We start from the raw sequence: 13,783 nt of genomic DNA on the forward strand, positions 1-13,783 counted from the left end.
CCGTTACGGGCCGTCTGCTACGCCAAGTAATTGAGCACTACCAAGGACGATCGTTCAATGCGTAAAATAAAGCAAAACCATACCGCTACTGTTTTCTTGACGCATAGCGAATATGAGCAACTGAAAAAGGCCGTACCGCCGAGCAATGCAGGTTCGGCGATCACTCTGCAACAACATGCGCGGGACCGCGCCCATCTCTCTTGCTCTGGCCAGCGAATCACCATCAAAGTTGTGCAACACTCACAAAAGCCGCTACGCAACATTGCTCATCGAGTAATTGTTAAGCAAGGGTTCGCTCCGGCTTCCGGGCAAATTCGGGAACGGCCAAGTATTGGTGACCGCCTAGCCCCCAACAGTTTGCCCCCTGCTGCTTTCGCCATACTAGAAGGTGTGCTTGCTGGGTTCATTGTTATTGCCATTCAAAAAGCTGGGGCGCATGTGTTTGGTCGGTCTAAAAAAAGAAGTGGAGGCCTAACGTGCAAGTTCAAGTCGCCGCTTACTAAAAGTGAATGTAAGAAAAAAATAATTCATAAGTTCGAGACAATGATTGATGGCCGCCCTCATCTACGAATGATTTGTCAATCTGGCCATTACAAGGACTTGCCTCTGATTGGCACCAAATAAACATCACCTCGCCTTATGCTTATCCCCTCACTTGCTCGATTATAAAATTGCGGTATAACGACTGTAACCTTATGTAATAAATTCGTTTTCTAGTTGATTGAGGATGTAGTTTGATGCGCAAAATCGTAGTTAAATTTGGTGGTATTGTTTTGTGGTCTTCAGTGGTGTCTGTGCTCAGCTTTTACGCCCTGTATGCCTGTTATGCGGGCTGGCTCTACTACACACATGACGCCAATATTCATTGGGAAACAACCCCGTACAGCAAAGACTCACAAACCATTGACAAACTGCCGGATGGCCTAGCCAAGTCAATCATCGAATTAGAGATGGCACACAACCTTCATACTGAACAAGAGGGCGCAGCCATACACGTACTTTCCTCTTGGTTTGAAGAAGTTCAGGCGATTAAACCAGCTTCACAAGATAGAGCAGGCATGCTGGCCTACATGAAACAGGTTCACCACGCCCTTAATTCTCGATTCAATTACACGGCTAGCACCGATTTGATTGATGGGCTTGCCACTCAGACCCTAGACTGTGATTTGCGAACGATTCTCGTAATTGATGCAGCGGCAGAGCAAGGCATCTCCTTACGTTACGTGCCTTCGCCTAGACACGCCTTTGCAGCGTGGTCAAACAATGATGGCATGGATATCTACTGGGAAACGACATCCAGCAGCTTCGCCCAAGTGTCAGCTCGCCATTTTGACGATATTCCAGATGCCACCTCTGACTATTACCTCAAACCTCTAAGCGACAATCGCATTTTGTCGTACTTTGAGGGGCTAATTTATCGACAAAGAGCCAGTAGTGACGAATTGACTGAGGCTGAGAAAGCACAAGCACAACAGGCACTCTATGCTCTAGCTGATACCCACGCAGACGATCCTTACCTGCAAATATGGGCTCTTAAACTGAAAATAGAGGAGGAAAAGAAGAAGGAGAAGGATGCTTCTGGTGAGGCGCTACTAACATGGTACCAAGCAATATTTGATTTCTGGCCTTCAAACACCGAGGCAATTTTCGTCTTAGCAACGAACACTGATGATGAGGCGCAAAAGAAGGTGTATTTGGAGCACCTCGATACAAAATATATGGATCCGGACAACGCAGGCTTTTTTGCTGAGCTTTCTCCTCATATATCATTCGCTCACGCCGTTGGTTACTCCCTTTCCTACTACGGATGGAACCGCGCCAACCCAACAAAGTCCGGCGACTTTTATGAGCAATACCGTTTTCTGACGGCTGCGTCATTCCTTATAGGATTAGCGTGTCTGGCATTCCTCCTTGTCCGCACGTATTTACCCCCAAAAAAAAAGCCACTGGAGTAGTGGCTTCTTAACATGCTGATGATTTAGCTATTCTGGCGCAGGCAATTGCGCCAATACTTTCTCCAGATCTTCTATCGGCGGCGCTTTGAAGTATGCACCTTCAGGCGCCGCAACCACCGACTTCTTATCGATAATGATGTAGCCATTTGATGTCAGAATTCGTGCAGCCATCTCTACATACGACCCCATTTGCTCAGGCCCGTATCCGCGCTGAGCCAACTCCTCTGATAGCGCGAATAAATCAACGATTTTAACCTTGATGGGCGCCTCGATAGCCTGCGCTTCGATTCGTGTGTCGACGTAATCCAACAACACAACCATGACAACCGCCAACACCACAACGAGTTGGACAAGTGAACCAAGTAATTTATTCAGCCAGCCACTAGCCATATGGGCCAATGGTTTTGTCTCGGTATTATTAGCAGAATCCGACATATTCACTCACCCTATGATTTAATTTTGAATGACATGCCCTTTTGGACAATAAAGTCGACTTGTGTGCCCGGTGACAACTCAATCACTGGATACATGTTTTCCGCCATACTCGTGTAATAGTCAGCCAATCGTTCCATTGCGCTAGACGCTCCATTAAATGCACCACTAGCAAAGATGTCGCCATAATCTGCTGACTGGAACAGCGTTGAGCTGCCCGGACTTTCATCAATCGCCTGAATAGAACTAGGCGCTGATGCATCAGCGATGCCGCTAACAAAGCCAGCCATCATTGCTCGTGCAATCGCTGAGCCATTGCGCGAAACCAAGCGACCCCGAATCCCAACCTTGCCGTCATAACTGGAAACAGCATACGCGGTTAGGTTCTTTTCAATTGCTCGGCCGTCATTCAATACACAGCTAATCGCCTCTGCTCGCATTTCGACACGCTCCGAGCTCAACTTGCCCGCGGCTCCCGCCAAGAGGTGGCATTCGCGCACATCCATAGTGAACTGATTTGGCAGCAAGGCTTCTTTTTTAATGCGCAGCAAAATCGGCATTGGATCAGAGCGAGATGCATTATTTGTCGGTGCATCAACACCATTCAGCAAGGTGCCACTCATGATTGAACCTGCCGGCAAAAAGAATTCCATCGCCTTGGTCGATTCTTGTTTCTCGCTACGACCAGAACTTGAATTACTTTCGCTAGGCTGGCGCTGACTTAAGGTCCGAACGCCTTCCACATCTTCAACGGTAACGCCGCCTTCTCGTGTCACTTCGCGCACCCGACGCTGTGTTACGGTGCGAATAGCTCGGCCTTCTATCGGTTGGTTTCGCGTTAAAATAGTCGTCTGATCTTTCACGAAAGTCTGAGGCGCAGCCTGCTGCATTTGTTGAGCTACAACCTCTGTTTGTGGGGGAGCTTTTTCATTGCGCTCAGAAGTACGTGGCGATTGATTAGTGGCACGCTGGCGATTCGCCACCTTTTGCATACGCTTCATTTCACCTAATTCACTTTGAAGCTTGGCTACCATCTGCCCTAGCTCATCGATTTCTTGTCGACTTTGCTCACGCTCTTGTTTGACAGATTGCATTTGATATTTGGCTTCATCTTCAAGCTGCATTTTCATCGCTTCAAGTTGCATCTCATCGAGCTGAGTGACCGACGACGTCTCAAAGATTTCAACCGATTCGGGCTGATTATCTCGACGTTCTTGGCGTTTATCGGCGCGCTCACCACGCTCTTTGACCGCTGAGATCATCAGGTACAACACAGGAACAAAGATGATGGCCATCGTTAGTTTGCGAACATTGGGTTTTTCCCATTGCTCTTTGATTTTGGCTTGGATGCTGCCTAAGGTACCGCTGTCCATTGTTATTCTCCTTAATCAATCAAGCGAGGGCGGCGTTTCACACGGGCCTTGCGTTGCTCATAGAGTTTGTCGCGCAGAATATAGACTTCGGTACGTTCACCTGGCATCAGTAATGAACGGTCTAGTACGGCGGCAGCTATCGTATCTTTCATCAAACAGTGTTGTTCTCGGACGTAGTAGGCTTGTGATGATGTGTTTTCGACTAACACCACGTCTACCACTTCACGAGCCCCAATCAGACGCTGCTTTGCTTCTTGATAAATGGTGATGGAGCATGGCTCTCGATAATGAGTAGGGATTTCATCGGTAAAACTGAACCCGCGGGGTACTTCTCCGCGTGCAACCGGAGCGAGGATTTCTTTGATGCGTCGAACATGCTCGCTGGTTTTGGTCTGCATATCTTGCATTCGGTCTGCTTGAGCTAATTTCTCATCAATTTCGAGCTGGCGACGGAAAGCCTCTCCTTTGGCAATCATTGCTGGTGAGATGTCCATGTCGACATCAATCATTACTGGTGGTGCCTCAATTGGTTGGAGCATGATTGAAAACATGGTTTCAGGCACACCCTCCTCATAAACCATTAAGGACATAGGCTCATAACTATTGATGGTCACAAACACCATGCCGCCATCGAGATCGACAATGACATCCTCTGCACCAGAGTCCTTGACGGCAACCATTTTAAATGGCGTCTCAATGCGGTTCATTAAACCCTGAGCAACCGGCACAAGCTTTGATTCTCCCGGAGCGATCGTTAAACGCTGAACTGAACGATAGGTGTCCTTAATCTTGCTCATCATCTGCGAATCCATCGCTCGCGGCTGACCTGTCAAGCGAGAAACCTCGGCGTTAGGTTGTTTACCTTTCTTTTGAGATTCCACCAGCGTCATTAGGGCTTCTGCCGGGTCCACGCCTCCAGATTCTTGCTGTGGCACCTCAATAACATAGCCACCCTGAACTCGGTTAGAGCCGACGCCTTGGCTAGCGAGTAACTCCTCTCTGCTTCTTGGGGCCGGCGGTTGACCCATTGTGTCTGGAGAGGTCATGACAACAGGTAGTTTAAATTCTGGCTGCTGCGGCTCATTTGCCAGCGTAGCAGTCGATAGTGTGGAGATTACACCGGCACAAAGCGCTTGCCATACGATGCGATTCATTACGTCCTCGCTTACTTCTGTGGTTGTTCTGCATCAGCAGATTTGTCAGGGGCTACATCAGGTTTATGTTCGGGCAAATTTTGCTCGTTCTGTTGGATGTAGCGCTCGGCATTAGTGTCCATGGCATCTTGAATTGGTGCGCTCAAGTAGTCAGGTGTATTCTTAGTTGCATGGCCACGCAACTCAGAGCCCGACGGCGTGCCAGCGTACTGTTTAAAATAGGAAATTCGAGGTTGACCTTGTCGCGATTGGATTTGTATTTCGTAGGTCCACTTGGTCACAATAGGATCTTGACGAACAGCCTTCGTCACTTTATTTCCCCACACATAAACAATGTCATTTCTTGGATCATGGTGAGCATCATCCATCACAAAGTTTTGAGTGATTTTTCGGGTCTTCATTAGCTCGACCGTTCGCTCAACTTGGTCGCCAAGTGAATCTTGTAGATTTGGCGACAACATGCCGATGAGCAAATCGCGCTTAAAATTGATATTGCGTGGATTGATGTTCCCCACAGTCTCACCCACGAAAACGGCCCAGCCGACCTTGTAAGATGGGCTGGCTTGATCACCAACCATGGTTAATTCCTGAGTGAACTTCGGTGGTGTCACAACTGTATGCGGGTCTTTTAGCCATAGCGAAAACGCTAAGAACAGCACTGCTGCACCCAACGTGACGTTCACTACCTGTGCCATGTTCCGACTTGCTACCGCGGCACTCCATGACCTTTCTACTTGTAAATTTTTGAATATGTTCATTCGAAAATGGCCTTAAGATTCTCAGTGTTACTGGTGAAATTCACGCTTCATCGGATCAGGAACAGACGGACTGTTTTCAATTGGAAACATCCCCATCCACCACAGCTTGTGCTTAACAAAACCGCGCGCATACCGCTCCTCAAAATGTCCAACCACGAGGAAATACACCACAGCAAAAACAATCGCGAACGACATCATTTTGAATACGGCGCCAATACCAATGGCTGCAATTACAGGGACGATTTGGCTAGCATTCCAAAAGATGACTGATATCGGCGCGTTAACTCGATGTGGAATACGGTATAGGTTCGGGTCGTTTTGCTTCATTGTGACCACTCAGTTTTGACTAAAGATGAAAGGGCTTGGGGGTTTAATAAAAACCCCGCAAGCAGAGCCTTTATTACATTGGAAAACCTGCAGAGAAGAAGCTTGAGATAATGCCGCCTGCATACGCCATGAAGACACAGCAGAAGAAGAAACCCATCGCAAGCACGTAGTTCTGTTTCATGATGCCGGTATACAACGACATCAACAGGGTCAACGCAGCAATGATCATTGCCGGCTCACCATCTAGCCAGGTACTAATTTCGTTATCCCAAATATCTTGGAATGCCGTACCTGAGCCAGCTGTTGCATCTACTGCGATTAGCGTGAAGATCCCCGCAAACGATGCAACCTTTAGAGCCCGCTTGGCTCGAATGCTTTTCAGCATGGAAAGTAATTTTTTCATTACGCCTTTTCCTTTCAATACAAAGTTCAGTTAGTTGGCTCGATTATTCTCAATCACCACAACTTAGGGGGATGGCTTGTAAGGTCGGCGTTTTAGTTACCTAACAATTTTGGTCAGCGATTTAACGCCACAAAGGAGATAGGAAGGGCTGTATAAAAATGGCCAGCAACAAGGCTGACCATATTGGATGTAGTGGAGCAACAGTCGTTATAGTCGCTTCTGGTATGTACTCAGCATTCTGTTTGCGATGAGCGCCATAATAAAAAGCAATATCGGCGGGTAGTAAACGGCATACGTCCCTAAGAATCCGGGGACCAAGAAGAACGCAAGGAGAATTAACATCGAAACCCCAAGCATTTTTAGCCACAAGTGAAAGCGTCTAACGGTAATCCCCCCAAAGCTGTGCGCCTTGATTCGCCATTTGTTATATCCATCATAGGCAGCGGCCAACACTAACGGCGAGCAAACCATCACCCACAAGCCAAATGAACTCACACGAAACGCACCTTGGTACATAATGAGCTTCACGTTATTGGTCATTCGCAACCCTAACTCTCGCAAATGCGTTTTAAGCTTCAACATCTTAACCGCAACGCCATGCTCAGATTTTGGTACAAACGCGCGATCCAAAAAGTCTACAACGCCCCACTCGTAGGCCATTATGGTGTACCACTGTGCAGCTCGCCCAGTGACTTCATGCCAGTCAGACTCATGCATAATACTCCTGGCTTGCACAACTTCGTTCGTGACCAGCGATTCATACCGCTCAGTTGTAATCCCCACCATTAAGTACACAAGACTAAAGAAGCTCAGCATCGCAATGAAGACGCCTTTCGCCGTCTGTTGTGCAGGGCTTAAGTCTGGTGCTGATGACTGATTGCTATCAGTGTTGCTGTCCGTCATTAAGTATCACCTTCTAAAATTGCGGCTCGGTGCTGCTCTTTGCTATAGGGTTGTGACATTCCCGCATGCGGCACGCCAACAAAACTCAAGTCGCTACGTTCAAAAACATGATTTGCTAACATCATTCCAAAGCGCGGTCGATTCTGTTCAAACCAAGATTCATCAACCGTCAGTTCTTGGATAATGGGTGCTCGCACTCGTTGCTCTTTAGCCCATAATGCAAACCCCGTTTTCACGCAGTCCCAGTAAACGGCGAAACGTGGGCGCTGACCTCGGATAATCCCACGGTCTTTTTTGCTCGCCACTTGATAGCGCATCACATCTGGCAGTTGAACAATGATTGCATCAACAAAGGCTGTGTATCGCTTTTGAAGCGTACCCTCGGTGCCCTCAAAGCACTCAAGCGCCGCCATGACAATTTGTGTCACCAATAACTGCTCTGTTGTTTTGCTTGGCAAAGCCACACCAACATAGGCAATCAAGCTGTTAGTTACTCGCTCAATAGCGCTAAATTGTCCGTAGGCGAGCTGCAAGCGCTCCCATTCAGAAGTGTTGAGCAACTTTGAGGGGCATAAAACAGCCATGTATTTAGTCTCCTGCACGGTTACTCCTTAATTACGGGGATCCGTCCTTTCACTTTTCGTCCGTCAGCAAGCCGAGCAATGAACTGGAGCTTTGGCAGGTCAGTCAGTAATTGCTCAGGAAAGCTGTCATCTTTCATGCGATTCAGACGCTCAGAATAACCACCCGCGAACTCCCCCAACCCAGCGGTTGTGTTGGTGTTCTCTGACATGGATATTTGTGTATTTAGTACTGACGTTCGTCCAAAGTTCCGACAAACATATTCTTGTGTTCGCTGGTCGTTAACACGCATTGAAATGAAGTTGTTGCACAACCCCAAGAATCGCTCGGCGCTTGCTGGATCGGTTTTGGCTTCTAAGTCCGGTATCGTCTGCGTAGCTAGGAAGCACTGCATCGCTGCCGCTCGACCTTGCGCTAACAAGTTAAGTAGGGCGTCATTACCAGCAACAGCAGCATGCACCTCATCGACGAATATCGATACCCGACGGCCAGAGCCACCATAGTTGTAGCGCTCACCCGCTGCCGCTGCGATGTCGGACAAAATCAATTTGGCTAAATGCCCTGCAGTCTTTGAATCGCTTAAGCTATCAAGCGCTAGATACAAGACCCCTCCACCTTCAATGATCTGTTTTGTGTCGATTATCGGCCGCTTGTCCGCGCCCGTTAAATCGTCAACTGGTGAAATCAATTCATCCAGTGGTTTGGCATTCAAGATAGAGAATAGCGGGAGCAGGCCTACGACCATTTTCTGATAGTGCGCAGCATCATGCGTGATAAGTGAAATGACTTTGTCGACCACTCCTTCTTTATGCGTCTCAGCCACGACTTGTAAGTAATAATTGATATACTGTTCAAGTGTGCTTTTGCCGCGTTTCTCAAATTCTTTTTGGAGCGTGATACGCCAGTTAGGCTCTCCGAGCACTGCATCAAAATGCTTCTCTAAGCACTTTATGCACAACTCCGACTTGCCATCAGTTAAGTAACTCTGGAGCGTCGTTAATCTAGGTTGCTCACCAATAAATAGAGAACCTTCCACAGCTTTATTAATTACTTCCCATCCAAATTCTGAGAACGATGTTGGCCCATCGCCCGTTGCCTGTAACGCCGCAACCCGCGTCGTGATTTCTGTATGCCGATTGAAATTCTTTAACGGCTGCAATCGAATAGATTCACTAGGAATTGATGGATGGAAGTAGTGGAATTTGTGCGCCTCTCCCCGTGATGCCATTTCATTTTCTATTGATTCGCGCCATTCGCGATCGTTCTTGGGGTCGATGATAATTAGCGTGTGGCCAAGGTGGTACATGCTAAGTGATAACAGCTTTAACAGTGTCGTTTTGCCAGTACCAACATTACCCGCCATGAAGGTGTGACCGTACCAAGCATCCTCGCTCACCATGATACGCTTTGATTCGCCCATGCCGTGTATCCAAGGCTTACCACCAAGCCGGCGCGTTGTTTTGCGTAAGCGCTTCTCCCATGGCCGCATAATTAACGGTAGTTTTACCTCGCCATAATCGCTCGATAAATCGATGACCTGATGGGCTCGGTTCGCATGCTCAGGCCCCCACTCGAATCCTTCGCATAAATACGTTTCCCGATCATCTGGAGAGTGCTTAACAACTCTACCTGCTGCATCAACCTCCCCGTCTTGAAGAATATTTACTTCTACTTGGTTCAGCTTACGAAGCTTTTCAGCGGGCATGAAATCAATCTTATTAGTGAACAGCCTCAACTGGCGCCGCAATAATGGGTACGCTTGTCTGTAGCGAACGCCCGCCATCGCAGTACATATTGATGCTGACAACAACTGCATAGAAAACTGTCCAGCTTGCGCCATACCAACGGACGCCAGCGTTGCGGCACTCGCAGCGGCCCACCCATAGAGCGCGTTAACCTCGTAGATAGGACGAAACAAATTTTCCTGAAACGTCGGGTCTTTGCGCAGTTTATTCATTGTTATCCTCGGATTTCATTGGCAGAACAGTCCAAAAAACGGGCTTACTTTCGATTTCACAACGCTCCGTTCGGAGCATAAGTTCTTGTGTAATCTTTCTCGCCTCACTCAGCGTGAATCCACACTTCGTTAAGTGGCGCCAAAGTGTTCGCTCATCGACAGCAACCCCATCACTAACCAAAATCGCCTTGTTCTTACTGATTAGCTCCTGATGTACTGACATTAGGTGCTGCAAAAAAAGTTCAGCCCGACTTGATATCTCGCTTTCACGTTTCGTTGTGCTGATTGCTCCGCGCTGAGATTCGGTTGCTGTATTTACTGATGGTTTTGTATTGGCTGCCTTCTTAGCTTCGCCTTTTTGGTGTTGGTCTATGGCGTTGTTAACCTTCTTTTTCGGACTACTTACAGCTCGAGTACTTCCGCTATCTAATAACTTAAGGCCTGCAGCAAGCGTCAGTGCTTGACTCAGTTTTGGGGATAGGGTGAGAGCAGCAACGCTTTTCGACCTTGGCAATTTGTATGTTCGTGTCAACTGTCTTGGCTTGCTTGCGTCAAACTCAATTAGCTTGTTCATCTTTAAGTCTTGAACTAACTCATTAATATCGATGTTCACCAGCTCGGATAATTTATGCGCTTCCACAATTACAACGCTTGGCTCAATCCTCATTAAGGACTCAACGTTTTCCTTAGCTATCGTCCCTTGTGTTAATTGTTCGCATAGCCCCGCTAGTGCCTCATCAATTTTCCCCGGCGAACGCACAGATTCCTTCCATGGGTACTTAGTAGACACAGGTTTTGTTCGTGACTTTATCAGCTCGTTGACAGAGTTTGCTGTTGCTTGCTTGGGCGTATTTGCAGCCGGAGAGACAGTGCCGGTGAATGTCGTGTTTGAGTGTTGTGGCTCCTCATCGCTCGGCGGTAAATCCTCATACGCGTCCAGCGGCGGGGAATCTTCTGTTGGCGGCATTGATTGTTCGCCTTCAACATTGGTTGATACTTGGTCGTGGGGGATGTCATTTGTAGTAGGCTTGGCGCTGCCATTGTTACTAGCTGGCGCGAGTGGTTCCTCGTCACCATTGTTGGGGGCGTTAATTGAATCTAACTCCTCCGCATTGAATCGCAGCACATTATTAGATTCATTCGGCATTTCTGAGTTTGATTCTGATGGTGCTTGGGTTTGCTTGGCGGCTTTGCTCGACTTTGGTTTCTTCTTGGCTCTGCTGGTTTTCTTTGGTTCGTCAGCCTGAGTTGTGAAGTCTTCTTTTGAAAATCTCGTAATCGAGCCGTCTTGTCTATACAGAATGGCGTCAAAGTCGTGGTTGATCTTCATAAGGCCTTGCTGGCTCATTGGGATTGGAGCCCCGCCATACACAAGCCCTGGCCACGCCGCTCGAATTAGATACTGCCACGCTACCTTCTTCTTGCCTTCATAAATTGCTTGAGCATCATCTTTGGTGAATTCGCCCGGAGCAAAGAGAACGTACTTTTCTTTCTTGTCGATGTTCTGCAGCACTCCCCTATCATTTAGTAGCGTGACGATAGTTTCCGGTGACTGCGGTACAGATACTTGCTGCTCGGTTAAATAGTTTACCGTGGCAGCGAACGCATCAGGCCATCTCAAATAAACATCATCTCCAATTGTCCAGATATTCGCGTTAGTGGTGTTTACCTTCCATTTTGGGTGAAGAATTTGAATACCCTTGAGAATGCGTTCATATGTTGAGGACTGGCGCTTGCCTAACTCGGTGTCCCAGATGGTCACCATATCTTGTGATGTCGACACACTGTCAGCTTGTCGCACCGCGCTCTCTAAAAAACCTCGGCTTGTTTGGTAACCAGATAGAACATTGGAAATTTCTGTGTAGAGCTCGCCCGGGCATGAGGCGATGTACTGGCGCGCGGCATCTGTGAGGACGTGCGGGAGTATGTGGGCGCCAGCTGTCTCGTGCTGCTTATGGATTCGAGAGGCAAGCCACTCAACTTTGTATCGTTTAACTCCATTTCGCTTGGCCCAGTCGACCAGAGATCCCGTTACCGGCTTCCACTCATCCCCCTTGTTAGCCGCATCAAAAACCACCATGTCGGTATACAGTTTCCCAGCATCATGCAGGAGCCCGCACAACCATGCCGCATATCGCCACCTCGGCTTTCTACGAAACTCAATGTCAGACGGAAACTGCGCAGGAAGGTAGTTGTCTTCTGCCCATCGCAACGCTTTTTCTGCCACATCTAGCGAATGCTTTAATAGGCCTCCGGGTCGATTATGGTGATGCCCTTCCGATGCAGGTAACGAGTGCGCGAACGCTGCGTAATTTGTCGCCACCTCTAAGTAGAGGGTTTCAAATGACGGAGCGTTCTTATCCGTGCTGGAATCAGGCAGTTTTGCGCTTCGCTTAATCAACTCGAGCAGTGGGCCGTGAGGTCCGAGCAACTCATTGATTGCAACGACTGGAACACCGTACTCAGCCGGCGGATAGGTAACAAGGTCGATTGCTTTGACGATATCACCGTAAATATCCACCGTGTCATGCGATGCGCTGTCGGAATTGTTGACCTTTCGAGCGCGGCCGAACACTGCGCCCGAGGCGGTCAATAGTCGAGATATTTGCGCCATCATAAGCTAGCTCGCTTTTGCAATAACTTCGCTTTCTGCTGAGTCGGGACTAATTGCCACCTCGCCTTGCTCGTCAGTAGTCTGCGCTTTAGTGGTCGGCTCCGCTTCGTCAATCGCCGCACCGCCTATGGCTCCCAACTTCAGAGCAGCAATAAACTTGGACGGGTCAAACTTCCCGCCTTCGCGCTTACCTGGCGCAGTAACAGTGAAAATTTTCATGCTTGTGCGACGGATGATTGTGATGGCTTGGCGCCGAGCGCTTTCTAAATTATCGTCATCTGCAACCCCTGCTAGCCAAAGCACTTCCACTTCGTCTAGCAAGCCATCCAGCGCTTGAATGAGTTCAATGAAACGCCAATAAATGGGGTGAGCCACTTCAATATCAATTTGATAACTATCCGGCACGGACACTGGTGGCAAATCCACGGTTAGCGATTTGGCCAGCACGTCCTTTTGAGCCTGCATTTTGACAAGCTCTTTGTTTTCTTCTTCAAACAGAGCATCTACCCACGCCGTTAACTGCTGCTGTAATGGTGGATTGTTCGCTAACATTTTGATGAGCGAACCGATTCGCTCAAACGCGCCAAGAGTGACGCTCCCCTCCTTGCGCATGAACAGGTACAACTGCTCGCTAGCTAGCTTAAGGTTTACTTGCATTACCTTGCGGCGACGAATGTTGGTGTTTTGTTGCTCGGCCATGTTGGCTACTCCTCAGTGGTGTGTTTGCGCTGAAACCGCGCAATTGCGACTCGCTGTGCATGAATCACATCGAGTAATTCTCTGATTGGTTTTAATTCGGCTTCCACGCAGGACACGCGTTCCATCTCCCACGCAGTGGCTTTTGTTGCCAATTGTTTTTCGGTATAGCCCCGCGCGGTCGGCTTAATGACATTCCCCCACCTTCTAGCTTCCCCTTTGCGACGACCGTTCGGGTACTCGACCCATTCGATGTAAAGCTTGCCGCTTTCACCTTGGTCGGTTCGTCGTCGTATGCGCGGGGCAACATTACCTAGCTCAGTTGCGTTGCTATTACCGGATTGCTTTTGAAGGTTTAAGCGCTGCTGGTTCTCGAATTTCCACCACGTAAAGTAGCTATCGATAATCATCTGCGCTTCTTCTGCTAACTCGTCTGTTTGCCGCTGGCAGAGTTCAAGCTGCTGCGTGACGGTTTCCTGAAGGAGTGGGATATCAATTGTCATAATATCTATCTGTATCTCAAACCGTGTTTCGGCATACATAGCGCTCAGTCATTTGCCGCCATATGCCAAACTATGTTTTATTGCAAAATATGTATGCCAACGAACGTTTCCCGTTTTAGCAATGGA

14 protein-coding genes are annotated in these 13,783 nt (G+C 48.3%); 2 read left to right on the top strand and 12 right to left on the bottom strand.

The genetic code is table 11. The features are described from left to right. The first annotated feature begins 57 nt into the window (after positions 1-57). Positions 58-624 carry a hypothetical protein gene (locus tag K0504_RS10005; RefSeq protein ID WP_220104053.1) on the top strand — a complete coding sequence of 189 codons (567 nt, stop codon included), beginning with the start codon at positions 58-60 and terminating at the stop codon, positions 622-624. 113 nt (positions 625-737) lie between these two features. After that, positions 738-1,955: a hypothetical protein gene (locus K0504_RS10010; protein WP_220104054.1), complete on the top strand. Its 1,218-nt coding sequence runs from the start codon at positions 738-740 to the stop codon at positions 1,953-1,955. A gap of 27 nt (positions 1,956-1,982) precedes the next feature. Here the strand turns inward: K0504_RS10010 and K0504_RS10015 are convergent, their stop codons facing one another. The 12 genes from K0504_RS10015 to mobI form a co-directional block, all read right to left on the bottom strand. Beyond that, a complete protein-coding gene (locus tag K0504_RS10015) occupies positions 1,983-2,390 on the bottom strand; it encodes a hypothetical protein (protein ID WP_220104055.1) in 408 nt (135 codons plus the stop codon). Between the two features lie 11 nt (positions 2,391-2,401). Continuing rightward, the gene (locus K0504_RS10020) at positions 2,402-3,760 is read right to left on the bottom strand and encodes a TraB/VirB10 family protein (RefSeq protein ID WP_220104056.1); all 1,359 of its coding nucleotides are present in this window, start codon (positions 3,758-3,760) and stop codon (positions 2,402-2,404) included. 11 nt (positions 3,761-3,771) lie between these two features. Then, on the bottom strand, positions 3,772-4,914 hold the full coding sequence (locus K0504_RS10025) for a TraK domain-containing protein (RefSeq protein WP_220104057.1): 1,143 nt from the start codon (positions 4,912-4,914) through the stop codon (positions 3,772-3,774). A gap of 11 nt (positions 4,915-4,925) precedes the next feature. Next, positions 4,926-5,672, bottom strand: a complete 747-nt coding sequence (locus K0504_RS10030; protein WP_220104058.1) for a TraE/TraK family type IV conjugative transfer system protein — start codon at positions 5,670-5,672, stop codon at positions 4,926-4,928. Between the two features lie 27 nt (positions 5,673-5,699). Further along, positions 5,700-5,999 carry a type IV conjugative transfer system protein TraL gene (traL, locus tag K0504_RS10035; protein ID WP_220104059.1) on the bottom strand — a complete coding sequence of 100 codons (300 nt, stop codon included), beginning with the start codon at positions 5,997-5,999 and terminating at the stop codon, positions 5,700-5,702. A 73-nt stretch (positions 6,000-6,072) separates the two neighbouring features. Next, positions 6,073-6,402 carry a hypothetical protein gene (locus K0504_RS10040; RefSeq protein WP_220104060.1) on the bottom strand — a complete coding sequence of 110 codons (330 nt, stop codon included), beginning with the start codon at positions 6,400-6,402 and terminating at the stop codon, positions 6,073-6,075. Positions 6,403-6,609: 207 nt separating this feature from the next. Next, entirely contained in the window at positions 6,610-7,305 is a 696-nt protein-coding gene (locus K0504_RS10045) for a DUF4400 domain-containing protein (protein ID WP_220104061.1), read from the bottom strand. Further along, a complete protein-coding gene (locus K0504_RS10050; RefSeq protein WP_220104062.1) occupies positions 7,305-7,907 on the bottom strand; it encodes a hypothetical protein in 603 nt (200 codons plus the stop codon). The genes K0504_RS10045 and K0504_RS10050 overlap by 1 nt, the downstream gene beginning before the upstream one ends. A 2-nt stretch (positions 7,908-7,909) precedes the next feature. Then, positions 7,910-9,844, bottom strand: a complete 1,935-nt coding sequence (gene traD, locus K0504_RS10055; protein ID WP_220104063.1) for a conjugative transfer system coupling protein TraD — start codon at positions 9,842-9,844, stop codon at positions 7,910-7,912. Further along, positions 9,837-12,461: a MobH family relaxase gene (gene mobH, locus K0504_RS10060; protein WP_220104064.1), complete on the bottom strand. Its 2,625-nt coding sequence runs from the start codon at positions 12,459-12,461 to the stop codon at positions 9,837-9,839. Before mobH ends, traD begins: the two co-directional genes overlap by 8 nt. Positions 12,462-12,464: 3 nt before the next feature. Next, entirely contained in the window at positions 12,465-13,157 is a 693-nt protein-coding gene (locus K0504_RS10065; RefSeq protein ID WP_220104065.1) for a hypothetical protein, read from the bottom strand. A gap of 5 nt (positions 13,158-13,162) precedes the next feature. After that, the gene (mobI, locus tag K0504_RS10070) at positions 13,163-13,657 is read right to left on the bottom strand and encodes a conjugative transfer protein MobI(A/C) (protein ID WP_220104066.1); all 495 of its coding nucleotides are present in this window, start codon (positions 13,655-13,657) and stop codon (positions 13,163-13,165) included. Positions 13,658-13,783 lie beyond the last annotated feature (126 nt).

The sequence above is a fragment of the Neiella holothuriorum genome (assembly GCF_019457915.1).
Classification (GTDB): domain Bacteria; phylum Pseudomonadota; class Gammaproteobacteria; order Enterobacterales; family Neiellaceae; genus Neiella; species Neiella holothuriorum.